The following is a 24948-nucleotide window of genomic DNA, read 5'->3' on the forward strand; positions in this document are numbered from 1 at the left end:
GGGCGGCCGGTCCCGGAATGCCGGGGCCGGCCGCCCGCCGCCGCGCCCGGCGGGTGCGGGCCCAGGGGTCAGCCCGTCCCCAGGGTCCCGCCGCACAGGCGGGCCTCGCCGGTCAGGTCGAACAGGTCCGTGTGCCGCTCCCCCGGCCCGGGACCGGACTCCCCGGCCAGCAGCGGGCGCAGACTGCGCGCCGACGAGCCCGTGCAGTCCGCGGGCCCGGCCAGCACCCGCGAGCCGAGCAGCACCGTGGTCCGGCCGCGCAGATCCTCGTCGGTGAAGGACATCCGCAGCTCTCGGCGCACAAAGAACAGCGAGGCGGGCGCCTGCGGGTCGGCCGCCGGACGCAGCGCGTAGACCAGCACGTGTGTGGTGGACACCTCCAGCGCGCCGTCCGCCTCGGTCACCGAGAACACGCCGTCCACCCGGACCGGCGCGTCGGCCGGCTCCGCCTCGGAGGTGTCGAAGCGCACCAGCCAGCCGGTGGCGGGCGCCTCGCCGGTGCCGCCGGCCAGACTGCGGTCGAGCCGGCGCTGCTGCTCGGGCCGGAGCAGGGCACGCACCGGGAGGGCGGTGGCGCCGGTCAGCACCTCCGGGGTGATGCCGCTGGCCACCACATACTCCTTGGCCAGCGCCAGGGCGTCCGCCACCTGGCCCTGGCTGTAGTTCTCGGTGGCGCGCGCCTCGGGCAGGTCCAGGCCGGCCGCGCCGCTGCCGAAGTCCGCCGCGGCCGAGCCGGAGTAGAGCTCGTCCGGCTCGCCCCCCGGCACGGAGCCGTCCGGGGCCAGCGGCACCACGCTGATCTGCGCCGGCGGCGCGGAGCCGGCCGGCCGCCCGCTGTAGGGCATGGAGTTGCCCAGGTAGACGGCGGTGGCCAGGGCCACCAGGATGATCACGGCAAGCGCCAGGCCCTGCTTGGGCAGCGAGGCGAACAGAGATCCGACCGGGCCGGGGTCGCGCCGCCGGACGGGTGAGGTGTGGTCCTCGATGCGCTGCTGCGCCGAGTACTCCTCCAGCTGCGCAGCCTTGACGAACGACTCGTCGAAGACGGTCGATCGAAACTCTTCCTCGCCTCCTGAGAGGTCGCCCGGAAAACCCTCCGGAGGTTCCGCACGTCCGGCCACCCTTCCAGCGTAGGCGCGGATCGGGAGGGGTGACAGTCCTCGTCCTGCCCGGTCCACGGCGGATCGCACGGCCGCACGGAGATCCGCCGGGGCGCACGGCGCGGCGTGCCCGGTGGCTCCGGCCGGCCCTGCTCAGGGCGTGGGGAACGGCCCGAGGCCGTTCGCCACGATCTCCGTCCCGTTCTCGGCGGCGGCCTCGGTCCCGGCCGCGTCCGCCATTCCGCCGGGGCTGCCGGACTGCTGGCCGGCGGCGTCTCCCTCGTGCTCCGTGCCCTCCTGGCCGGTGCTGCCCGGGGCCACGCCATCGGCGCCGGCCGGGCTGCGGGCCTCGGCCTCGTGCGTCCCGTCCCGCTGCCCGCCGTCCCCGCCCGCCGTGCCGTCCGTGCCGTCCGCCCCGTCCGTGCCGCCGGAGGACCCGGTGGCGTCACGCGGGCGGTTTCCGGAGGCGGCGGCCTCCTCGGCGGTGCCGGTGGTGGAGCCGGAACCGCCGGGCTCGCTGCTGGGCGGCGGCACCGGAGTGGGCACGCCGCGCTGCCAAGCCCCGGCCCGCTGCACCGCGATCAGCGCGATGGCGATCATGCTCAGGCCCATCATCACGGCCAGCACGCAGGCCACCGGACGCTGCCAGCGGGCCGGCCTGCGACCGGGCGGCGGACTGCCTGCCGGGCGCCGGCCGCCGGGGACACCCCGCTCGCCGTGTCCGCCGCCCGCCATGGCGTCGGAGACCACGCCCGCCAGGGCACCGGGGTCGTCCGGCAGATCCGGCAGGTAGCGGGCGTAGTCGGGGCGGTCGTAGGGCCCGGCGATGCCGGGGGCGGTGTCGCGCAGTCCCAGGCCGTCGAGATCCGCGTCGGGGAACCAGGAACCCGGGCCGCTGTCCAGCAGGCCGTCCGGATCGCCGTCCCCGCGGCCCTGGCCGGTGCCGTCCAGCGGGCGGAACACCGTGGGATCTGCGGCATCGCCGGGGCCGGGCGGCGGATCGAGAAAGAAACCGGGCTGCCCGGCCCGCTCCTCGGCCTCGGCCGCGCCCTCGGCGGCGGCGGCCTCCTCGGCCGCCCGGTCCAGCACCGCCCTGGCTATCCGCTCGGCGGCACTGGGTTCCCGAACGGCTGCCGCCGCCACGAAAGCCTCGTCGAACACCACGGCGGCGAATGCGTCGTCCGCTGCCCCGTGGTCATGGTCGTGGTCGTGGTCGTCGGGCCGCTCGCCGTCCGGGAACGGCTGGCCCCCCACCTCCTCCGGCACGCCACCAGACTAGGCCGATCGCGTGCCGGACGGGAGGGCCGACGGGAAATCACCCCCGGGTGTGGCCGTCTCCGGTGACCACGTACTTGGTGGAGGTCAGTTCGGGCAGGCCCATGGGGCCGCGCGCGTGCAGCTTCTGGGTGGAGATGCCGATCTCCGCGCCGAAGCCGAACTGGCCGCCGTCGGTGAAGCGGGTGGAGGCGTTCACCATCACGGCCGTGGAGTCCACCCGGGAGACGAAGCGGCGGGCCGCGGCGGCGTCCCGGGTGACGATGGCCTCGGTGTGGCCGGAGGACCAGCGGCGGATGTGCGCCACCGCGGCGTCCAGGTCCGGCACCACGCCGGCCGCGATGTCGTAGCTCAGATACTCCGTCGCCCAGTCCTCGTCGGTCACGGGGAGCACCTCGGCCCCGGTGGCGGCGCCGGCCTTCTGCCAGCTCTCGTCGCCGTGCACGGTGACGCCGGCCTCGGCCAGTGCGGCCAGCGCGCGGGGCAGGAACGCCTCGGCGATGCCCTGGTGGACCAGGACCGTCTCGGCGGCGTTGCACACGCTGGGCCGCTGGGCCTTGGAGTTGACCAGGATCTCCACCGCCATGTCGAGGTCGGCGAGCTCGTCCACATAGACGTGGACGTTGCCGACACCGGTCTCGATCACCGGCACGGTCGACTCGTTGACCACGGTCTGGATCAGCGAGGCGCCGCCGCGCGGGATGAGCACGTCCACCAGGCCGCGGGCACGCATCAGCTCGCGCACCGACTCGCGGCTCTCGCCGGGCACCAGCTGCACCGCATCGGCCGGCAGACCGGCCGCGGCCACCGCGTCCCGCACCACGGCGACCAGGGCGGTGTTGGAGGCGTAGGCCGAGGAGGAGCCGCGCAGCAGCACCGCGTTGCCCGACTTCAGGCACAGGGCGGCGGCGTCCACGGTGACATTGGGGCGGGCCTCGTAGATGATGCCCACCACACCCAGCGGCACCCGGACCTGGCGCAGCTCCAGCCCGTTGGGCAGGGTGGAACCGCGCACCACCTCGCCCACCGGATCGGGCAGACCGACGACGTCACGCACGTCCGAGGCGATGGCGGCGACCCGCTCCGGGGTGAGGGTGAGGCGGTCCACGATGGCGTCCGGGGTGCCGGCGGCACGGGCCCGCTCGATGTCCCGGGCGTTGGCCTCGACGATCTCCGCGGTGCGGGCGAGCAGCGCGTCGGCGATGGCCAGCAGGGCGCTGTCCCGGGCGGTGCGCGGCAGCGGGGCCAGCTCGGTGGCGGCCACCCGCGCCCGGCGGGCGGTCGCGAGCACCGGCGACTCGGCCGGCTCGGTGGCGGAGGCGGACACGGCGGGCTCGGCGGAAACCTCACTACGGCTCATGCCCGCCAAGGGTAATGCCGCGGCAGGGCACACCGGCCCATGGTCCGCATCCCGAGCACCGCCCCACCGCCCGCAGCCCGAAGCCCGCAGCCCGCAGCCCCGCGGCCGTCGCCCGCCCGGCACCCGCCCGGCGCTCGCACAAGCGCCCCCGCCGGACGGCGGGGGAGCCGCGGAGCGCTCGCCCCGGTGCCGCTCAGAAGGGATGCACGCCCACCGGGACGGCCGGCGGCGCCCCGTAGCCCTCGGCCAGCCGCTGGTGGTAGGTCTCCCGGCCGATCACCTCCAGGCCGACGATCTCCCACGGCGGAAGCTGTGCCGTCCGCCGGTGCTCTCCCCACAGCCGCAGCGCCACCGCCGCGGCGTCCCGCAGATCGCGGGCCTCTTCCCAGTAGCGAATCTCGGCGTGGTCGGCGGCATAGCGGCTGGTGAGCAGGAAGGGGTGGTCGTGGGCGAGCTGCTCCAGGGCTCGGCGCACATCCTGGAGCGGCGTCTCCGTGCCGGCGACGCTGAGCGTGACGTGCCACAACCGGGACTCCTCGCGTCCGGCGCTTCCGCTCTCCTCCCCGAACCGGGACCCCTGGCCCCCCTCGACACTGGCCAGTCGTCTCACCGGCGGCCTCCTGACCTGGTGCTGTTGTGGTGCTTTCCGGTGCGCACACGGCACCGCCCGCTCTCCTCCCACGGGCCCGCATCCACGCTGCCATCTCCCAGCAGGAGATGTGGCCGTTTCCGCAACCTTCCGTGGATCGGATGCTCCGCTGCGCGTCCGGATACCCGCCGATGTGCCGTTTGTCCGGCGGCGCCGGCACCGGGCACGGTCCGGTCCCGTGCCGCGCCGGGCCGGGTCACGCCCGCATCAGCACGAGGTCGTCGCGGTGCACCACTTCGCGTTCGTAGTCCGGGCCGAGCTCCCGGGCCAGTTCCCGGGTCGAACGGCCGATCAGCAGGGGAATCTCCCGGGCGTCGAAATTGACGAGTCCGCGGGCCACGGTGCGTCCCGTCTCGTCGCGCAGCTCGATCGGCTCGCCCGCCGCGAAGTCGCCGTCCACCGCGGTGATTCCGGCGGGCAGCAGGGAGCCGCCGCCCTCGGTGATGGCCTTGACCGCGCCGGGGTCCAGGGTGACCCCGCCGCGCGGCGAGGAGGCGTGCGCCAGCCACAGCAGGCGGCCGGCCGAGCGCGGGCCGGTGGCCCGGAAGTACGTCCCGGTGGGGCGGCCGGCCAGTGCGTCGGCGGCATGCACCGCGGAGGTGAGCACCGCCGGGATGCCGTCCCCGGTGGCGATCCGGGCGGCCTCCACCTTGGTGACCATGCCGCCGGTGCCGACACCGGCCCGTCCGGCGCTGCCCAGTTCCACGCCCGCCAGGTCCTCCGGGCCGCCGACCGTCTCCAGCCGCCGCGCCCCCGGCCGCCGCGGATCGCCGTCGTACAGCCCGTCCACGTCGGACAGCAGCACCAGCAGATCGGCCCGGACGACGTGGGCGACCAGTGCGGCCAGCCGGTCGTTGTCGCCGAACCGGATCTCGTCGGTGGCCACCGCGTCGTTCTCGTTGACCACCGGCACCGCGCCCATGGCCAGCAGCTGCTCCAGGGTCCGCCGCGCGTTGCGGAAGTGCACCCGGTGGCTGGTGTCGTAGGTGGTCAGCAGCACCTGCCCGACCCTGCGGCCGTAGCGGGCGAAGGAGGCGGTGTAGCGGGCCAGCAGCAGGCCCTGGCCCACGCTGGCCGCGGCCTGCTGCCGGGCCAGGTCGGTGGGCCGCCGCACCAGGCCCAGCGGTGCCAGCCCGGCGGCGATGGCGCCCGAGCTGACCAGCACGATCTCCCGGTCCTCGTGCTTGGCCAGCACATCGACCAGGGCGTCCACCCGGTCGGCGTCCAGCCCGCCGGCCGCCGTGGTCAGCGATGAGGAGCCGATCTTGACGACGACCCTGCGGGCGTCCACCACGTCCTGCCGTACGCCAGACACTGCGTCTTTCCCCTGTTCAGCCAGCCGAGCAGCCCTCACGGACCAGACCAATCTACGCCAGCCCCGCCGGCCGCCTCACCCGGATTCCGCCCTGCGGACCCGCTCCCGGCGCTCCCGGGCGAGGGGCCGGTCCGCCGGTGCGCGGGGGTGGCCGGAAGCTCGTAGGGGCTGGGGAACGGGTAGGCGGTGGTGAGGAAGCGCTGGATGGCGGCGCGGATGGCGGGGCGGGCGGCCGGCGGGGTGTCCACGTCGTTGAGGCAGAAGAAGTCGACGTCCTCCCGGCACAGCCGGGCCAGCCGGCCGCCCAGGCCGGGGCGGCTGACGTCGAGGTAGCGGAACTTGTACTCCCCCGGCACGCCGCGCCCGGTCAGCAGCGCCCAGTGGTGGTGCAGGGTGGCCGCCGGGGCCAGGTCGGTGGTGGCGCGGAACCGGCTGTGCGTGGTGCGGGCCAGCTCCGCACCGCTCTCCCGTTCGATCTCCCTTATCACCGGCCTGAGCTGCGGGTGCGGGGTGTGCAGGCACTTGGAGCAGATCAGCCGGCCGTGGGTGCGCAGCAGCAGCTCCCGCACGTTCTTCCCGGCGGAGTTGGGGGCCGGCTCCTCCGGACGCGGCAGGCCCAGTCCGATCTTGTAGGGCGAGAGCGGGATGCGGGCCAGCCCGCTGCCGTGGAAGAAGTGCTCCGCGGTGACCGGGCGGTTGAGGAAGACGTCGTCGTTGAAGTACAGGTAGTGGTCGGCCAGGCCGGGGATGTGGTGCAGCCGGCTCTCGATGGCGTGCGAGTTGAAGACGGGCAGTGCCGAGCCGGGCAGGATCTCCCGGTGGTCGACCACGGTCAGGCCCGGGGCGTCGCGGTCCAGCCAGCACGGCACCTGCTGGTCGGTGACCAGGTACACGTGCCGGACGAACCCCGCGTACATGGCGAGCGAGCGCAGCGAGTAGCGCAGTTCGTCATGGCTGGTGTACCGGGAGGCACCGGTCTCCCGGCCCGCGATGGTGCCGCGGCACCCGTCCGCCCGGTAGGCGCTGCGGCGGGCGGCCAGCGCGGGATCGTCGCCGTCCACCCAGGTGTAGACGACGTCCACCGGGAAGCGTGCCTCCTCCACCCGGGGCTGGGCGAAGGCGGGAAAGGTGGTGGTCTCCCGGCCGCGGACGCGCACCCGGGCCGGTTTCTGCGCCTCCGCCGGCACCACCTCGGCCACCCGGTTGCGGCGCGGGGCGGCGAGCGCCTCGTCGAAGACCTCGCCCAGCTGGCGGCCGGGCACGGTCAGCCACAGCCTGTCGTTCCCGGCCCGGCCGCCGAGGTCCGTGCCGCGCCGCCAGAACTCGATCTCGCAGCCGGTGAGCAGCGGGTCCAGGGGCACCGGCCGGCCGCCGGGGGCCAGCCGGACCACGCCCACGCGCAGCACCGGGGCCCGCCGCAGGGAGCGGGGCAGGCGGCCGTCCGCCCAGAGCACGGCGCGGCGGACCGTGCCGTGCTCGACCCGCGCCGCATAGGCGCAGCCGTGCCGCAGGCCGTCCGCGAGCGCCTCCAGCAGCGCGCGCCGGTGGCATTCCTCCACGCCGAGCACATGCCGCTCGGGTGCCTCGCCGGGGACCAGGAAACAGGGGACGGCGGCCTGCTCCAGCAGCCCGGTGAGCAGGGCGAGATCCTCGGCGGCGGCCCCGGCGGCGGACCAGCGGTCCACCACCCGGCCGCACAGCCGGGACCGGCCGGCGGTGACGGGGCGGATCAGCGGATCGGCCGCGCACAGGGCCCGGCGCCGGCGGCGGACGGACGGCTGCAGCGGGCCGGCGGCCGGGAGGGGCAGCCGCCACCACAGGGTGGTGAGCAGCCGCCGCAGCCGGCCCAGGGCCCGGGAGAGCGGCAGCCGGCGGACACGGTCGGTGAGGTGGTGCGGCATGGGTGGCACGGGCGGGGCGCTCGGCGGCGGGCCGGCTCAGGCCTTCTCGTAGGGGCTGGGGCAGGGGAAGTAGTCCGCCAGGAAGGCGGCCACCCGGGCGGTCACCTCCTCCCGCCGGTCCGGCGGGACGTCCACGTCGTTGAGGCAGAAGAAGTCGTAGCGCCGGCCGCTCAGCAGGTCGTCCAGCCGCTGCCCGGCGTCCTCGCGGCTGATGTTGACGTACCGGAAGGAGAACCGGCCGGGCACGCCGCGCCCGGTGAGCAGCGCGTACTGGTAGAGCAGCGGGGAGGTCAGGGCCACGTCCTGCGGCGAGCGGAACCGCGAGGCGGTGGTGCGCCGGATCTCCTCCGGGAACATCTCCTCCAGCTCGGCCAGGGTGGCGCGCTGCTGGGGCAGCGGGGTGTGCATGAAGTTGTTGGTGGTCAGCCGGCCGAACCGGTCCAGCAGCAGCCGGCGGACGTTCTTGCTGGCCGAGTTGGTGGCGGTCTCCTCGGCGTGCGGCTTGCCGGCGCCGATCTTCAGCGGGGAGACCGGGACCTTCATCACACCGCTGCCCAGGAAGAAGTGCTCGGGCAGCACCGGCCGGCCGACGAAGACGTCGTCGTTGAAGTAGAGGTAGTGGTCGGACAGGCCGGGGATGTGGTGCAGCCGGGTCTCGATCGCATGCGAGTTGAACACCGGAAGCGTCCCGCCGGGGAAGATCTCCCGGTGGTCGACAACGGTGATGCCCGCGGCGTCCTCGTCCAGCCAGGCGGGCCGCTGGCCGTCGGTGACCAGGTAGATGTGCCGCACGAAGCCCGCGTACATGTGCAGCGAGCGCAGCGAGTAGCGCAGCTCGTCGTGGCTGGTGTAGCGGGATTCGTTGATCTCCTTGTCCAGGATGTCCGCCGTGCCCCGCCCCTGGTAGCGGGCGCGCTTGGCGCGCATCCCGGGCTCGTTGCCGTCCACCCAGGTGTAGACGACGTCCACCGGGAAGGTGACCTGGTCCACGGTCGGCACGGTGAACGGGGCGAACGTGGTGACGTCCCGGCCGCCGGCNGTGACCTGGTCCACGGTCGGCACGGTGAACGGGGCGAACGTGGTGACGTCCCGGCCGCCGGCCCGGACCACCGCGGGGGTCTGCTCGGCGGACGGCAGCACATCGGCGATCCGGTTGCGGCGCGGCGCCACCAGGGCCTCCGCGAAGATCTCCCGGGACGCCTGCGGCTGGACCCGGGCCAGCTCCCGTTCCCCCTGCGGCCCGGCCAGCAGGTCCGCGCCGTCGGACCAGAACTCCACGTCGCAGCCGAGTTCCGGCCCGCCCAGCAGTTGCCCGCCCGGCCCCAGGTACAGCACCCCCACCCGGACCACGGGGGCGGAGCGCAGCGGCACCGGCAGTCTGCCGTCCAGGCACAGCGCCGGACGCTGGAGCCGCCCGCCGAACCGGGGCTGCGCGACGAAGACCGGGCCGTCGGCGGCCGGGGCCGCCTGCAGGGCGTCGAAGAACCGATCCCGGTCGGCCAGGTGCACGCCGACCGTGTGGCGCAGCCGGTTCATGCCGGGCACCAGGAAGGATGCGGCCCCGGCGCGTTCCAGGGCGGAGAGCACGATGCCCAGATTGGTGCCGGCGGCCTCGGCCGAGGAGAAGCGGTCGACGGCCAGCCCGTACAGCTCCTGGCCGCCGACCACGATCCGGCGCATCCGGGGGTCGGCCGCCGCCGCCCGGCGCCGGACCAGCCGCCGCCGGGTGGTGCGGAGCCGCCACACCTGGTCGGTGCCCTTCCGGATGGCCCGCGGAGCCAGGCGCCTGACCGCTGCACGTACCGTCACTGTCGTTCCCTTCCTGCCGCCCGGCCGGGGGACGGGTGGCGGAAAGGCGCCGTGGAGCGCCGCGGGGAACCGCGGCTGCCCCGGTGATCACGGTGTCGCGGCTCGGCGTCCCGTCCCTCGGAAAGCCTCATGCCATCAGGAACGACCGACTCGCCGTGATGTCACTCCATCGGACCGGTCCGGTCACTCCGGCGGGGGGGGGCGGGACGCGCGGGATCAGGCGAGCGCCTTCTCCAGCGCGGTCAGCAGATCGTCCTGCACCTGCGCGAGGGGCCGGTCCATGGCGGTGATGTGGTCGGACCACTTGAAGTCACCGCCGGGGACCTTGCCGTGCGGGATGCGCATGACCGGGATGTCCCAGGACTGGGCGACGATCAGGCCGTGCAGCGAGGAGGTGGCGATGGCCGCGCAGGAACCGATGTCCGCGAGCACCTCGTCCACCGGCTTGGACACGTCGATGATCTTGTCGGCCCAGCCGAACCCGCGGTGGTCGAGGTAGTGCGGCACGAAGCCGACCCGGTGCCGCACCGGGGGCCGCTTCCACAGCCGGGAGACCAGCAGACCGGGATCGCCGAGCGGGACGTCCACGCCGAGGGCGGCGGCGGAGCGGCGGCCGCGCACCGCGTGCACGCGGAAATCGCGCTTCGGCAGGTCGGACTCCTTGGTCAGGCCGGTGCCCCAGACGATCAGCCCGTCCTTCGCCCGCTCGCACACCGCCCGCAGCACGGAACCGATCGTGACGATCTCCGCGTCCTCAAGAGCCACCAGACGGACGCGGTGGCCGAGGCGCTCCAGGATCAGGGGGCCGAGTTCGTCCCCGAAGTTGGTCTTGCCACTCGTCTCCGAGCGCCAGTTCCACGTTGCCAGCTCAGTGTCCGCCATCGTCCCATCCTCTGTGGTGTTGCTGTGACCGGACGCTGCCCACCGGCCAGCCGTATATCGTACTGGCATCCCACCGTACGAACGGCTCCTGGCCGCAACGTATCCTCTACAAGCGCGACAGGCTCCTGTCACCGCAGCCTTGCCCTGGAGAAACCTTCGATGAACCTTCCCGTCACCTCCGCCCGGCCGGTCGTACGCCACCTGGTCACCTCGGTGGAGCCGGTCAAGAACGCCCTCCGGGTGAGCGGCCACGCCTACCTCGACGGTCGTTCCAACGACCGCCCCGGGTTCCAGGCGGCGGTACGGGACCGGGACGGTTCCCGGGAGTACCGGTTCTCGGTCAGCAGGACCGCCACCCCCGGCCTCGTCACCGAGGACGGCGGCGTTCCCTGTCCGGACTCCGGCTTCGACATCCTGCTCAACCCGGCCGAGCTCGCCGACGGCTCCCCGCTGCCGGACGGCCTGTGGGACCTGTGGCTGACCGTCGAGACCGCGGAGGAGACCGCCACCGTGCGGATCGGGACGGAGCGGGGCTCCGGCGCCCCCACCGAGCCGCTGACCCACACCGTCGCCGCCGGCCGGACCCAGACGGTGGTGACGGGCTTCTTCGCGCCGGAGGACGGCGGCTACTCCCTGGACATCGGCGGCGTCGCGCACCCCGGGCCCGTACTGGTCCGCGGCACCGGCGTCCGGTGGCTCCGGGACGCCCCCGCCACTCTCGAACTCACCACCCGGGCCCCGGCGGACCCCGATGCGGTGTCCTACGAGGCGGTGGAACGCACCAGCGGCCGGCGGATCTCCGCCACCGCCTCCGTACGGGACAGGACCCTGACCGCCCGCCTCCCGCTGGAGGGCGGCGGCGACTGGCAGATCGTGCTGTGCGTGCGGCGGGACGGCGAGGTCACCGAACATCCGCTGCCGGCCTCCTCCAAGCCGGCCACCCGCCGCTGGCGGCGCGCGCTCACTCCCTGGTACGCCAAGCCGTACCACCGCAAGGGCGCGGGTCTGGCGGTGCGCGTGGACCGGGTGAACGTCCTGCAGGGCCTGCGCCGACGGGTGGCGGGCTGACCCTTGCGCCGCCGTACCCGCGCACGGCCGCCACACGGGCCGGGGGCAGCGGCGGTGAGCGGAACAGAACAGAGCGGAACACGTCATGACTGAGCGCAGCGAGCGCGGCACCCCCGTGGTCTCCGTGATCATCGGGGCCTACAACGCCATGCCCTACTTCACCCGGTGCGTCACCTCGGTGCTGGAGCAGAGCATCGGCCGGGACCGGCTGGAGGTCGTGGTCGTCGACGACGGTTCCACCGACGGCACCGGCGAGGAACTGGACCGGCTGGCCGCCGAGCACCCGGAGCTGATCCGGGCGGTGCACCAGCCGAACTCCGGGGGCCCGGCGGCGCCGCGCAACGCCGGCATCGAGCTGGCCCGCGGCCGCTACCTGTTCTTCCTGGACGCCGACGACTACCTGGGGCCGGAAGCCCTGGAACGCATGGTCGCCATGGCCGAGGAGAACGGCACCGACGTGGTGCTGGGCAAGATGGTCGGCNCCGGGGGCCCGGCGGCGCCGCGCAACGCCGGCATCGAGCTGGCCCGCGGCCGCTACCTGTTCTTCCTGGACGCCGACGACTACCTGGGGCCGGAAGCCCTGGAACGCATGGTCGCCATGGCCGAGGAGAACGGCACCGACGTGGTGCTGGGCAAGATGGTCGGCGTCGGGGGACGCGGGGCGCCGCAGTCCATGTTCCGCTCCGACCAGCCCCGGACCGACGTCTTCTCCTCCCGCGTCTACTGGACGCTGAACCCGATGAAGCTCTTCCGCCGTGAGCTGGTGGTGCGCCACGGCCTGCGCTTCAAGACCGACATGAAGGTCGGCGAGGACCAGGTCTTCGTCGCGCAGGCCTATCTGCACGCCAACGGGATCTCGGTGCTGTCCTCCTACGACTGCATCTACTGGGTCAACCGCGACGACGGCGGCAACACCACCAAGTCCACCGGCGGCGCCGAACCCCGGGTGCGCATCCTCACCGAGATGCTCCCGCTGGTGGGACGGCTCGTCCCCCCGGGCGGACAGCGCGACGTGCTGCTGAACCGGCATCTCACCCAGGAACTGCACTACGCCCTGCAGCACATCCACCGGGATGCGGACCCGGTCCGGCGGGAGAAGTTCCTCACCGAGCTGCGGGATCTGGTCAACGAGTACCACAGCGAGAACCTGATGGAGCGGATTCCCGCCGTGGTCCGGGTGCGCTACCACTTGCTGCGCATCGGCCGGTTCGACGAACTGATGGCGGTCCACCAGTACGTGCGCGAGCGGCTGGCCGAACTGGGCCGGCCCGGAGGGGCCGGCTGGCTCAGCCTGATGCCCGCCGGGCTCACCGTGGAGAAGGGCCGGGCCTACGCGGGGTTCCCGTACTTCCGCGATCCCGCGCTGNTGATGGCGGTCCACCAGTACGTGCGCGAGCGGCTGGCCGAACTGGGCCGGCCCGGAGGGGCCGGCTGGCTCAGCCTGATGCCCGCCGGGCTCACCGTGGAGAAGGGCCGGGCCTACGCGGGGTTCCCGTACTTCCGCGATCCCGCGCTGCCGCTGCCGGACCGCCTCTTCGACGTCACCGCCGAACTGCCCGAGGCCCCCCGGGCCACCGCCGCCCACCTCAAGGGCAGCGAGGTCCGGCTGTCCGGTCAGGCGTCGGTCGTACTGAGTGCCAACCCGCCCCGGCCCTGCCCCCGCCCCGCGCTGGCCGGCAGCACGGTCGACGCGGTCGGCTGGCGCGCCGGGGCCACGGCCACCCTGGAGGTGGCCGGCACCCTGCCGCCCGGCCTGTCCCCGGAAACCGTCCTCCTGCGGGCCGCCGACACCCGGGGCGCGGTGCGCTCCGCCCCGGTCACGCCCGGCACCGGCGACGGCGGCGCCGACCCGGCGGGTTCGTCCTTCACCGGCCGGCTGACCCTGGACACCCCCGGGGAATGGACGGTCGCGCTGCGCACGGAGCGGGACGGGCACTACGCGGAGATCCCCGTCAAGGCCCCCTCCGTACCGCCGGCGGTGCGCTGGCTGCGGGGCGGCCTGCCCTGGTACGCCAAGCCGCTCAGCCGCCGCGGTGTGCTCACCGTGCGCGTCGGGCGGATCGCCCTCACCGCCGGTCTGCGCCGTCGGCTCGGCCGCTGAGGACCGAGCCGAGCGCGGGCCCCGCCACAGGAGAATGCCGCGATGCCCCTCACCGAGCCCAGCGTCAGTGTGGTCATCGGCGCCTACAACGCCATGCCCTACCTCACCCGCTGTGTCCAGTCGGTACTCGATCAGAGCCTCGGGCACGACAGAATCGAACTGATCGCCGTCGACGACGGTTCCACCGACGGCACCNCCGAGCCCAGCGTCAGTGTGGTCATCGGCGCCTACAACGCCATGCCCTACCTCACCCGCTGTGTCCAGTCGGTACTCGATCAGAGCCTCGGGCACGACAGAATCGAACTGATCGCCGTCGACGACGGTTCCACCGACGGCACCGGCGAGGAACTGGACCGCTTCGCCCGTCGCCATCCGGACATCATCCGGGTGGCGCACCAGCCGAACTCCGGGGGCCCGGCGGCGCCGCGCAACGCCGGCATCGAGCTGGCCCGCGGCCGCTACCTGTTCTTCCTGGACGCCGACGACTACCTGGGGCCGGAAGCCCTGGAACGCATGGTCGCCATGGCCGAGGAGAACGGCACCGACGTGGTGCTGGGCAAGATGGTCGGCACCGGCGGGCGCAAGGCGCCGCAGTCCATGTTCCGCTCCGACCAGCCCCGGACCGACGTCTTCTCCTCCCGCGTCTACCGGACGCTGAACCCGATGAAGCTCTTCCGCCGCGAGCTGATCGCGCGCCACGGCCTGCGCTTCAGGACCGACATGAAGACGGGCGAGGACCAGCCGTTCGTCGGTGAGGCGATGATCCGCGCGGACGGGATCTCGGTGCTGTCCTCCTACGACTGCATCTACTGGGTCAACCGGGACGACGGCGGCAACACCACCAAGTCCACCGGCGGCGCCGAACCCCGGGTGCGCATCCTCACCGAGATGCTCCCGCTGGTGGGACGGCTCGTCCCCCCGGGCGGACAGCGCGACGTGCTGCTGAACCGGCATCTGCAGCTGGAGTTCGCCCGCGCCCTGGGCTGGCTGCACCGGGAGCGCGACGAGGCAGTGCGCGCGGAGCAGTTCGAGGTGCTGCGCAGGACCATCGGCGACTGGCACAGCGAGGGCGCCGTACGGGGACTGCCCGCCATCGTCCGGCTCCAGTACGAGCTGGTGCGCCGCGGCCTGCCGGGCGAGCTGACAACCGTGCTGCAGTACCTGGACGAGGCGCCCCGCGAACTCGGCGAGCGCCGCCCGCCGTCCGGCAACGGCTTCGTGCCGTCCCGGGTGACCGTGGACGGCGGGCGGGTCTACGCACGTTACCCGTTCTTCCGGGTGCCCGCGCTCGGCCTGCCGGACAGCGCCTTCGACATCACCGACGAGGTCACGCCCAGGACCTTTGTCGACGCCGGCTCGTGGCAGGCCGAGTGGACCCGTTCCCGGCCGCCGGTGCTCCGGCTCCGGGCCCGCCGCACCCGCCGGGCCGGCCCCGGGCTGGACATCCTGGCAGCGCCGGTGGACGGGCCCGGCGGACCGGGCGGCGGGGCGCCGGAACCGGTGCGGGCACCGCTGGACCAGGACGACGGTGCGGCCGACGGCCGCGGCCTGGTGGCCGGGCTTCCGCTGCCCGGGCCGGGTGTCTGGCAGCTTTCGGTGGCGCTGACCGGAGTTCCGGGGGCACAGTACCCGCTGCCCCGCACCGTCCTCGCCGAGGGCACGCGCTGGCGCCGGGGCGGACGCCTGCAGTACGCGGTGCCGCACGGCCGGGGCCCGGGCCTGCGGCTGCGGATCGACCGGGTGCGCCCGCTGCGGGCGGTGCTGCGCAGGATGGGCCGCCCGCGGCGGTGAACGCGTCCCGCGCGCGAGGCCCGCACCCGGCGGTCTCCCGCGNGCGGGCGGTGCTGCGCAGGATGGGCCGCCCGCGGCGGTGAACGCGTCCCGCGCGCGAGGCCCGCACCCGGCGGTCTCCCGCGCGGCGGAGCCGGCACCGGGAGGGGCCCGCACCGTCTTCCGTGGTGCGGGCCCCTCCCGGTGCCGGCTCCGCCGGCCCCCGGTCAGACGGCGCCGCGGGTGCCGACTCCGTTCCGGGCGTCCTCGTTCCGCGCATCCCGCTGGTGCGGCACCGTGGCCTGGAGCTGCGCCTGGGCCTGGGCCTGGTTCCGCGCCTCGGCCTTGGCCGCCAGCGCGTGCACGGCGGCGCCGAACCGGTCGATCGAGGGCGGCTCGTCCGGGCCCAGCAGGTACTCCTTCAGTTCCTGGCGGGCCTCGGCCAGCGGGTCCTTCTCCGGCTCCCGCACCGCGGCGAGCAGGATGTCGATTCCCCGGGCCTCGTTGTCCAGGATCACCGCGGCGCGCACCGCGGTGTTCTGCCGCTTGAACTCTTCCGCGCCCAGACCGGCGGAGTCGGTGACCGCGTAGGGCTTGCCGCTGGCAATGAAGTCGGAAACCACGCTGGAGATGTCCGAGACGAGGGCGTGCGCCTCGTTGAAGCAGTCGAACAGCCGCGGCTCGGCCCCGGTCACCACGCGGTGCTCCCACCAGCCGAAGGAGCGCCAGAAGGCCTCGTTCCACTCGGCACGCTGCCGCTCCTCAGCCGCCGCGATGTCCGGCGGGGTCTGCCCGTCGCGCGAGACCACGGCATCGGTCCAGAAGTCGTAGGGGTCCTCGACCGCCTCCTTCGCGCGGGTCTTTTCGATCGACCGCAGCGTGGCCTGTGCCCGGGCCCGGTCCGCGGCGGCGCGTCGGGCCTCGTCGGCCCAGCGCGGCTCCGCGGCGCGGCGCGCCGTGGCCTCCTCGATGAGCGCGACGATCCGCTGGTGTGCGGCACGGGCCTGAGGGCTGCGGATGCCGGTGAACGGATGCGGCTTGTAGAGGAGGCGGACCGGCGGATCGGCGGCCAGCAGGCGGGTGACGATCTGCTCGCCGGCGGCGATCAGCGAGGTGTTGCCGGGGTCGTCGGTCCAGCCCTCCCAGGTGGGGGCGTAGAGGACGGTGGGTATGCGTCCGTCGGGCACCGCCTCGGCGGGCCGCACGGGCGCCAGCTGCGGGCGCCCGACCTCGACGATGTCCTCGTCCCGCACGCCCACGTCGGCCAGCGCGTAGCGGTCCCGGCCGGCCCGGCCGGCGGCCCAGACCTCGTCGTACGCCTTGGCGTACGGGTTGATGCTGGCGATCTTGTCGCTGTCCCCGTGCCCTATGAAGACGTGCTTCATGGTCGGCACCCTGAGCAGGTGCAGGTTCTTGCCGACGTTCGCCGGGTAGAGGCCGACCCGCAGCGAGGAGACGTCCATGTTCATCAGGTCCACCGCGCGCGGCACGCACAGCACCGGAACCGTGGTGGTGGCCAGCAGCGGCAGCATGTAGCGCTCCCGCAGGATCACGATCGGCCGGTGCCCGCGGCGGGCGAGCTGCTCCATGGTGTCCAGCCACATGTTGACCTGGTAGGCGGAATCACGGGAGCCGGAGAAGTAGAGGGCCACCGTGGGCCGGTGCTCCCGCAGCCACTCGTCGAACCACTCCAGGGTGCGCTCGTCGGAGGGGGCGAGTCTGGACGGACGCAGGAAGGGCAGCAGGACCAGCAGATAGAGGAAGGCCAGACCCAGGGTGACCACGGCGCCCGCGTAGGCGTACCGCGGCTCCCGGGTCGCGGCGGCGGCCAGCAGGCTGGCGAGCATGGCCAGCTCGGTGTGGAGGATCTTCTCGGAGGCCCGGCGGGTCAGCCAGCGCGGGGCGCCGTCCGGCACGCCCAGCGCGGACATGTCGATGTTGCGGGTGGCTATCGGCAGCCGGCGCTTGCGGCGCAGCGCCATGATCAGCCCGGCGTGCGGCACCTGGATTCCGTAGAACACCACGAAACCGATCACCGCGGCCCGCAGCACCTCCTCATTGGCGCCGGGCAGATCCATGCGCAGGAGCAGCAGGAGGACCAGCATCTGGCGGGCCAGGAAACGGATCGACAGGCCGGCCCGCGCCTTGGCCATGCGGGCCAGCAGCGGGGCGCCGGCACGGTGCAGGTAGTGGTCGGAGCCGTAGCTCAGCACGGCCGCCGCGAGGAAGGCGGGCAGGCTGGGCAGCACGGCGGCGACCAGCAGCAGCGGGTAGCTGAGCCACATCAGCACGGCGGCGGCCGCCTCGGCGCCCGACCGGACGCCCGTGGCGGCGGCGAAGGCCTGCCACGTCCTCAGCGGAAGCGGGGGGAGATCGGCGGACGGCACCTCGGCGGGTGGTGCGTCCGGTGCCGACTCTTCCGGGGCGGTCACACGGCCTCCTCGGCGGCTTCGCCGGACTCGGCGGCGAGGGCCGCGGCCAGGGCGTGCTCGAAGCCCCCGGCGCTGCTCGCTCCGGCAGTGGGATCCTGCTGGCGGACGTCGATGACGTGCCCGGTCAGCGGGGAGAGCAGGACATCGAGCGAGGTGCGGGCCACCGCCTCGGAGGACAGCAGGGTGCCGGCCGGCTCCTGGCCGAAGGCTCTGGTGCGCATGGGGGTGGCGGTGCGCTCGGGGTTGACGCAGTTCACCCGGACGCCGTCGGCGGCCCACTCGTCGGCCAGCGCCTGGGTCAGGTTCACCATGGCGGCCTTGGTGGAGGAGTACAGGCTGTATTCGGCCCGTCCGCGGGTGTAGCTGCTGGAGGTGTAGAGCAGGAGCTGGCCGCCGGTCTCGACGAGGTACTTGTGGGCGGCGCGGGCGATCTGGACCGGTGCCAGGTAGTTGACCCGGAGGGCCTCGTCGATGGTGGCGTTGTCGGTCTCGGCGAGCTTGCCGATGCGGAGCACGCCGGCGGTGTTGACCACGTAGTCGATGCGGCCGGTCTCGGCGTAGGCGGTGGAGAGGGCGTCGTCGACGTGCTCGGGGTTCTCCACATGGGTGCCGGTGGTGGACCGGCCCAGGGCGTACACGGTGGCGCCGTAGCGCTCGGCCATGTCGGCGATGTCCTTGCCGATGCCGTAGGAGCCGCCGAAGACCACCATGGTCCGGCCGGCGAGCCGCTCCCGGTAGTCCTCCTCGGAGGACTGCTGGGGGGCGGCGGTGGAGGCGAGCTGGAAGAGCTTGTCCGCGATGTACACGTCGACGGGCTGGGTGACCTTCATGTTCCACTCGTCACCGTGCACCACGTGGATCGGCACGTGCGGCAGGTACTTCAGCACCACGGTGCAGTCGTCGGTGGCCTGGAAGTTCGGGTCGGCGGAGGCGATCTCGTAGGCGCGGCGGATGGTGGAGAGGCGGAAGGCCTGCGGCGTCTGGCCACGGCGGAGCCGGGAGCGGTCCGGCACGTCCGTGATGAATTCGCCCTCATCGCCGTGGGTGCGGGTGACGATGATGGTGTCCGCGGAGGGGATGGCCACATCCACCGCGTGGTACCGGTCCAGAGCGGCGACGCAGTCCTTGATCACCCGCTGGGAGAGCAGCGGACGGACCGCGTCGTGGAAGAGGATGTTGCGCTCCTCCCCCTCGGCCAGTCCCTCGCTGAGCGCTGCGATGGCCCGCTCGGTGGTCTCGTTCCGGGTGGCGCCGCCCTCCAGCACTCCGGACACCTTGGCAAACCCGGCTCTGGCGATGATCTTTTCCACGTCCGGCACATATCCAGGAGCCATCAGCACCAGGACATCGTCGATGTCCTCGGCCGCCTCGAAGATGCTCAAGGTGTGCTCGATGACTGCCTTACCAGCGATCTTTATGAGCTGTTTCGGTATCGACAGCCCCACTCGCTGGCCGGTACCGCCCGCTAGCACGACCGCCGTGGTGTGTGGGCGAGTTCCGCTGGTCTGGTTGGACAACACCGCTCCTGCCGGTTCCGGATCGATACACGTGCGCAGGGGAAAGAGTAACCCCGCAGAAACGCTGACTCGTACGGAAGGTGAACCGTTGGTTTCCGTTACTGACTTGTGACACCAAAAGACGAACACCAGGCGACGCACAGGCAAATGCGGTGGAATCGCGCGGTCTCCGGGCCCGGACCGGCGATCCCCTCCCCGCGGAGGGCGCAATGCCACACCCGTCCCAGGAGAGTGATCCTCACCACGCCCGCGGTCGGTGCGGCGGCCCGCTCCGGCCCGCCGGCCGTCCGGAACCCCCGCCCGCAACGCCTCTGCGCGTGGTGGCCGCCGGCGGGGGCCGGAACCTAGGGCCCGGTGAACGGGTCGGCCGCATCGCGGTATGCGGTCCCGGTCTCCTCGCGCTCCGCCTCCCGGTCGCGGCGGCGCTGGACGGCCGGCCGGAGCTGGTCCAGACGGTGATCCTCGCCACGCCGGCCCAGCATCTCCGCCCCGGTGCTGATCGACGGCTCCCAGTCGAACACCACGGCGTTGTCCTCCGGGCCGATCGCCACGCCGTCGCCCTCCCGGGCACCGAGCCGGAACAGCTCGTCCTCCACGCCCAGCCGGTTCAGCCGGTCGGCCAGATAGCCCACGGCCTCGTTGTTGGTGAAGTCGGTCTGCCGCACCCAGCGCTCCGGCTTGCTGCCCCGCACCCGGAACATCCCCTCCCCCTCGCGGGTCACGGTGAAGCCGGCGTCGTCCACCGCCTGCGGGCGGATCACGATCCGGGTGGCCTCCCGCTTCGGCTGCGCCGCGCGCGCCTCGGCGACGATCCCGGCCAGCGCGAAGGACAGCTCGCGCAGACCCTTGCGGGACACCGCCGAGACGTCGAACACCCGGTAGCCGCGCTCCTCCAGGCCGGGCCGCACCAGGTCGGCCAGCTCCTGGCCGTCCGGAATGTCGGTCTTGTTCAGCGCCACCACCCGGGGGCGGTCCTTCAGGCCGCCGCCGTAGGCGTCCAGCTCGGCCTCGATCACCTCCAGGTCGGTGAGCGGGTCGCGCTCGGTCTCCAGGGTGGCGCAGTCCAGCACATGCACCAGCACCTTGCAGCGCTCCACGTGGCGCAGGAACTCCAGCCCCAGCCCCCGCCCCTCGCTGGCCCCGGGAATCAGCCCGGGCACGTCCGCCACGGTGTAGACCGTCTCCCCGGCGGTGACCACGCCGAGATTGGGCACCAGGGTGGTGAACGGATAGTCCGCGATCTTGGGGCGGGCGGCGGAGAGCACCGAGATCAGCGAGGACTTGCCGGCGCTGGGATAGCCGACCAGGGCGACATCCGCGACGGTCTTCAGCTCCAGGACGATGTCGCCCTGCTCGCCCGGCTCGCCCAGCAGGGCGAAACCGGGCGCCTTGCGGCGCGGCGAGGCCAGTGCCGCATTGCCCAGGCCGCCGCGCCCGCCGCGGGCCGCCACATAGCGGGTTCCCTCGCCGACCAGGTCGGCCAGCACCGTGCCCGTCCGGTCGGTGACGACCGTGCCGTCCGGCACCGGCAGCACCAGGCTCTCGCCGTCCTTGCCGGTGCGGTGGTCGCCCTCGCCGGGGCGGCCGTTGCCGGCCCGGCGGTGCGGGCGGTGGTGGTACTCCAGCAGCGTGGTGACGTCGCGGTCGACGACCAGGACCACATCACCGCCCCGGCCGCCGTTGCCGCCGTTGGGCCCGCCCAGCGGCTTGAACTTCTCCCGGTGCACCGAGGCACAGCCGTGACCGCCGTTGCCCGCGGCGACATGCAGTTCGACGCGGTCGACGAAGGTGGTCATGAGGAGCCTCCAGGGCACTGGGACGAAAAGGAAACCGAAACGAAAAGCGGAAACAACCGGAAAGCGGGAGGGATTCCCGGACCCTCTCCCGGCCGGGGAGCCGGGGCGCGCCCGGGGCCCCGGCGCGCCGCAACGCGTCGAGGGCGGATGCGCGCGCGCATCCGCCCTCGACGACCTGCGAGGAACGCCGGTGAGACCGGGTGGGGCTCAGCCCTCGGTCACGACGACGTTGACGACCTTGCGGTCCCGCAGCCGGCCGAACTCGACCACACCCGCGCGCAGCGCGAACAGCGTGTCGTCGCCGCCGCGGCCCACACCCTTGCCGGGGTGGAAGTGGGTGCCGCGCTGGCGGACCAGGATCTCGCCGGCGTTCACCACCTGGCCGCCGAAGCGCTTCACGCCCAGAAACTGGGGGTTGGAGTCACGGCCGTTCCGGGTGGAGGACGCGCCCTTCTTGTGTGCCATTTCTCTTCAGTCCCTTACTTCGCGGCCGGAGCGGGAATGTCCGTGACCTTGAGCTGCGTGTGGAGCTGACGGTGACCGAGACGCCTGCGGTAGCCCGTCTTGTTCTTGTACTTCTGGATCCGGATCTTGTCGCCCTTGGTGTGGTCCAGGACCTCGGCCCGGACCTTCACACCGGCGAGCACCCACGGATCGCTGGTGACGGTCTCGCCGTCCACCACGAGCAGGCAGGAGAGCTCGACGGTGTCGCCCGTCTTGCTGCCGGCCATCCGGTCGACTTCGATGACATCGCCGACAGCAACCTTCTGCTGGCGGCCGCCAGTGCGCACGATCGCGTACACGCGGAACTCTCTCTCGTCTCGATACGGGGCCACCGATGCCAGACTGGGCCGGCCGGAATCCGGCCGCGCGGCCCGCCCTCTCCCGTCGGCCGGGAGGAAGTTGCTCGGGAGCCAGGCGTGGCAACACGCCGACTGGCAAGAATAGGAAAGCCTTGCCGACCAGGTCAAATCGGCCCGGTCGGTACGGCCCGGGTCCCCGGGCCGTACCGACCGGCGCGGTCAGTCCTCCGCGGAGGCGGTGACCGAGGGCAGGGCCTGCTGCTCGGCCGCTGCCGTGGCCTTCTTCGTGCTCTTCTTGGCCGCCGCCTTCTTCGCGGTCTTCTTCGCCGCCGTCTTCTTCGCGGCCGTCTTCTTCGCCGCGGTCTTCTTGGCCGCCGCCTTCTTGGCGGCCTTCTTGGCGGTGCTCCTGGCCGCCTTGCGGGCCGCCTCCGGCTCCTCCGGTTCCGCCTCCGCCCCGGCTTCGGCCGGGGGCTCGGCGGGCTCGGCGGGCTCCTCGGCGGGCTCCTCGGCGGCCGGTGCCGAGACCCGGCGCACCACCCGGCGGCGGCGCGGTGCCGCCGGCTCCGGCGCCTCCTCCCCGGCCCCGGTCTCCGGCCCGGCCTCCGGTTCCCTCACCGGTTCGGTCTCCGGTCCGGTCACCGGTTCCGGACGGGCCTCGGGCACCGGCTCGGGGGTGACCACGACCACCGCCGCCTCCGCACCGCCGCGCGGCGCCCCGGCCGGCGCGGTCACCTTGCGGGTCACCCGGCGCCGGCGGCGCCCGCCCCGGCGGATGGACTCCTCCGCCTCGGCCACACTGCTGTACAGCTCCTCGTCCGGGGCGAACTCCAGCGCCGCTTCGGCCGCCTCCTCGGCAGCGGCCTCCACCGGTGCCGGCTCCGCCGCCTCGGGCGCCTCTTCGGCCTCCTCCACCGCCTCCTCGGCGCCGGCCTCCTCCTCGGCGGCCTCCGCCGCGGCCTGGGCGGCGGCCTCCTCGGCGGCCCGCTGCTCGGCCTGGCGCTGCTTCTTCCGCGCCTTCTTGCCGGCCGGTGCCGCATGCAGCTGGTCCATGTGGACGATCACGCCCCGGCCGTTGCAGTGCACGCACGGCTCGGAGAAGGACTCCAGCAGTCCCTGGCCCACCCGCTTGCGGGTCATCTGCACCAGGCCCAGCGAGGTCACCTCGGCGACCTGGTGCTTGGTGCGGTCCCGGCCCAGGCACTCCAGCAGCCGCCGCAGCACCAGTTCGCGGTTGGACTCCAGCACCATGTCGATGAAGTCGATCACGATGATGCCGCCCAGGTCGCGCAGCCGGAGCTGGCGCACGATCTCCTCGGCGGCCTCCAGGTTGTTCCTGGTGACCGTCTCCTCCAGATTGCCGCCCTGGCCGGTGAAGCGCCCGGTGTTGACGTCGATCACCACCATGGCCTCGGTCCGGTCGATCACCAGGGAGCCGCCGCTGGGCAGCCAGACCTTCCGGTCCAGCGCCTTCATCAGCTGCTCGTCGATCCGGTAGGTGGCGAACACGTCCACCTCCGAGGTCCAGCGCTGCAGGCGGTCGGCCAGGTCCGGGGCGACCTGCGAGACATAGCCGTGCACGGTCTCCCAGGCGGTGTCACCGCTGACGATGACCTTGGAGAAGTCCTCGTTGAAGATGTCCCGGACCACCCGGACGGTCATGTCCGGCTCGCCGTAGAGCAGGCTGGGCGCGTTGCCCTTCCTGGCCTTCTTCCGGATGTCCTCCCACAGCTTCTGGAGCCGGGCGACATCGCGGGTCAGCTCCTCCTCGCTGGCGCCCTCGGCCGCGGTACGGACGATCACCCCCGCGTTGTCCGGCACGATCTTCTTCAGAATCTGCTTCAGCCGGGTCCGCTCGGTGTCCGGCAGCTTCCGGCTGATGCCCGTCATCGAGCCCTCGGGCACGTACACCAGGTAGCGGCCGGGCAGGGAGATCTGGCTGGTCAGCCGGGCACCCTTGTGGCCCATCGGGTCCTTGGTGACCTGCACCAGCACCGACTGGCCGGACTTCAGGGCGGTCTCGATGCGGCGCGGGCCGCCGGAGAGGCCCAGCGCCTCGAAGTTCACCTCACCGGCGTAGAGCACGGCGTTGCGGCCCTTGCCGATGTCCACGAACGCGGCCTCCATGGACGGCAGGACGTTCTGCACCTTGCCCAGGTAGACGTTGCCGACGTAGCTGTGCGCCTGCTCCTTGTTGACGTAGTGCTCGACGAGGACGCTGTCCTCCAGCACGCCGATCTGGGTGCGCTCCCCGCTCTGGCGGACCACCATGACCCGCTCCACCGATTCGCGGCGGGCCAGGAACTCCGCCTCGGTGAGGATGGGGACCCGGCGGCGGCCCTGCTCGCGGCCTTCCCGGCGGCGCTGCTTCTTGGCTTCCAGCCGGGTGGAGCCCTTGATCGACTGCACCCCGTCGTGGGCTTCCGCGGCCTCCTCCTTGCGGCGGGGTTCGCGGACCTTGATCACCGTGCGCTCGGGGTCGTCCGTGGACGGCTCCCCCTCGGCGGCGGCCTCACCGCGGCGGCGGCGACGGCGACGGCGGCGGCGGGAACCGCCGGCCTCCTCGTCGGCCTCGTCGGCCTCGTCGGCCTCGCCGCCCTCGTCCGCCGCCCCGGTCGCGGGGGTCCCCGGCTCCTCCGCGGCGGCCTGCCCGGCGCCCTCCTCCCGCTCGGCGGTTTCGTCCGCGGCCCGTGCCCCGGCCCCGGCCTGGGCCTCTTCCTCGGCAAAACGCTCGGCGGCACGCTCGGCGGTCTCACTGCGACGACGGCGGCGGCCACCGCGGCGGCGGCGACGGCCACCGCGCTCCGCGGGCTCCTCGGCGGCCTGCCCGGCGCCCTCCTCCGGCTCGGCCCCGGCCCCGGCCTCGGCCTCCTCCGCCTCGGGCTCCGGCTCGGGCTCGGGCTCCTCCTCGCGGGCGAGCGCGGCCTCCTCGGCGGCCCGCTCCGGGGTCTGGAACATGGGCGCCTGGAACACGGGCGCCTGGAACAACGCGGCCGGCGGGCCGGCCACCGGGCCTCCCATCGGCGGCGCGGCCGCCGGCTCGCTCCCGGCCTCGCCGGTGTCCGGCTCGGCGAACGCCGGGACCTGCGGTGCGACGGCACGGCGGCGGGTGCGCCGGGTGCCGGTCCCGCTCTCCTCGGCGGCCTCCGCTTCGCGCGTAGCGCGGGGCCCCG

At 73.6% G+C, this 24948-nt stretch carries 17 protein-coding genes; 3 read left to right on the top strand and 14 right to left on the bottom strand.

All coding sequences use genetic code 11. The features are described from left to right. Positions 1–68: 68 nt before the first annotated feature. The 8 genes from GQS09_RS16245 to GQS09_RS16280 form a co-directional block, all read right to left on the bottom strand. Complete coding sequence (locus GQS09_RS16245; protein WP_165986802.1) at positions 69–1121, bottom strand: hypothetical protein; 1053 nt, start codon at positions 1119–1121, stop codon at positions 69–71. A 132-nt stretch (positions 1122–1253) separates the two neighbouring features. Then, complete coding sequence (locus GQS09_RS16250; RefSeq protein ID WP_165986803.1) at positions 1254–2366, bottom strand: hypothetical protein; 1113 nt, start codon at positions 2364–2366, stop codon at positions 1254–1256. 49 nt (positions 2367–2415) lie between these two features. Then, complete coding sequence (locus GQS09_RS16255; RefSeq protein ID WP_207957907.1) at positions 2416–3735, bottom strand: glutamate-5-semialdehyde dehydrogenase; 1320 nt, start codon at positions 3733–3735, stop codon at positions 2416–2418. Positions 3736–3928: 193 nt separating this feature from the next. Next, entirely contained in the window at positions 3929–4345 is a 417-nt protein-coding gene (locus tag GQS09_RS16260; protein WP_313896164.1) for a hypothetical protein, read from the bottom strand. A gap of 235 nt (positions 4346–4580) precedes the next feature. Further along, positions 4581–5678, bottom strand: a complete 1098-nt coding sequence (gene proB, locus GQS09_RS16265) for a glutamate 5-kinase (protein WP_165986813.1) — start codon at positions 5676–5678, stop codon at positions 4581–4583. A 56-nt stretch (positions 5679–5734) separates the two neighbouring features. Beyond that, positions 5735–7600: a stealth family protein gene (locus GQS09_RS16270; RefSeq protein ID WP_165986815.1), complete on the bottom strand. Its 1866-nt coding sequence runs from the start codon at positions 7598–7600 to the stop codon at positions 5735–5737. Between the two features lie 36 nt (positions 7601–7636). After that, positions 7637–9409: a stealth family protein gene (locus GQS09_RS16275; RefSeq protein ID WP_165986804.1), complete on the bottom strand. Its 1773-nt coding sequence runs from the start codon at positions 9407–9409 to the stop codon at positions 7637–7639. A 216-nt stretch (positions 9410–9625) separates the two neighbouring features. After that, the gene (locus tag GQS09_RS16280; protein ID WP_165986805.1) at positions 9626–10291 is read right to left on the bottom strand and encodes a hypothetical protein; all 666 of its coding nucleotides are present in this window, start codon (positions 10289–10291) and stop codon (positions 9626–9628) included. A 159-nt stretch (positions 10292–10450) separates the two neighbouring features. On the opposite strand from GQS09_RS16280, the gene GQS09_RS16285 reads away from it, so the two are divergent. The 3 genes from GQS09_RS16285 (at position 10451) to GQS09_RS16295 (ending at position 15251) form a co-directional block, all read left to right on the top strand. Beyond that, on the top strand, positions 10451–11359 hold the full coding sequence (locus tag GQS09_RS16285; protein WP_165986806.1) for a hypothetical protein: 909 nt from the start codon (positions 10451–10453) through the stop codon (positions 11357–11359). An 85-nt stretch (positions 11360–11444) separates the two neighbouring features. After that, complete coding sequence (locus GQS09_RS29580; protein ID WP_243761467.1) at positions 11445–13460, top strand: glycosyltransferase family 2 protein; 2016 nt, start codon at positions 11445–11447, stop codon at positions 13458–13460. A gap of 42 nt (positions 13461–13502) precedes the next feature. After that, positions 13503–15251, top strand: a complete 1749-nt coding sequence (locus tag GQS09_RS16295) for a glycosyltransferase family 2 protein (protein ID WP_165986807.1) — start codon at positions 13503–13505, stop codon at positions 15249–15251. A 206-nt stretch (positions 15252–15457) separates the two neighbouring features. Here the strand turns inward: GQS09_RS16295 and GQS09_RS16300 are convergent, their stop codons facing one another. The 6 genes from GQS09_RS16300 to GQS09_RS16325 all read right to left on the bottom strand — a co-directional run. Then, positions 15458–17515 (bottom strand): hypothetical protein, encoded by a 2058-nt coding sequence (locus GQS09_RS16300; protein ID WP_243761470.1) that lies wholly within the window; start codon positions 17513–17515, stop codon positions 15458–15460. A gap of 143 nt (positions 17516–17658) precedes the next feature. Next, positions 17659–19182, bottom strand: a complete 1524-nt coding sequence (locus GQS09_RS16305) for a bifunctional cytidylyltransferase/SDR family oxidoreductase (RefSeq protein WP_313896165.1) — start codon at positions 19180–19182, stop codon at positions 17659–17661. A 341-nt stretch (positions 19183–19523) separates the two neighbouring features. After that, entirely contained in the window at positions 19524–20975 is a 1452-nt protein-coding gene (obgE, locus tag GQS09_RS16310) for a GTPase ObgE (protein ID WP_165986809.1), read from the bottom strand. 207 nt (positions 20976–21182) lie between these two features. Then, positions 21183–21440 (bottom strand): 50S ribosomal protein L27, encoded by a 258-nt coding sequence (gene rpmA / locus GQS09_RS16315; protein ID WP_165986810.1) that lies wholly within the window; start codon positions 21438–21440, stop codon positions 21183–21185. A gap of 14 nt (positions 21441–21454) precedes the next feature. Next, a complete protein-coding gene (gene rplU / locus GQS09_RS16320) occupies positions 21455–21778 on the bottom strand; it encodes a 50S ribosomal protein L21 (protein ID WP_165986818.1) in 324 nt (107 codons plus the stop codon). Positions 21779–21997: 219 nt separating this feature from the next. Then, positions 21998–24948, bottom strand: a 2951-nt coding sequence (locus GQS09_RS16325) for an Rne/Rng family ribonuclease (RefSeq protein ID WP_243761468.1), incomplete at its 5' end; no start/stop codon positions are given.

It is taken from the genome of Streptomyces sp. YIM 98790, from assembly GCF_011421595.1.
Classification (GTDB): Bacteria; Actinomycetota; Actinomycetes; order Streptomycetales; family Streptomycetaceae; genus Streptomyces.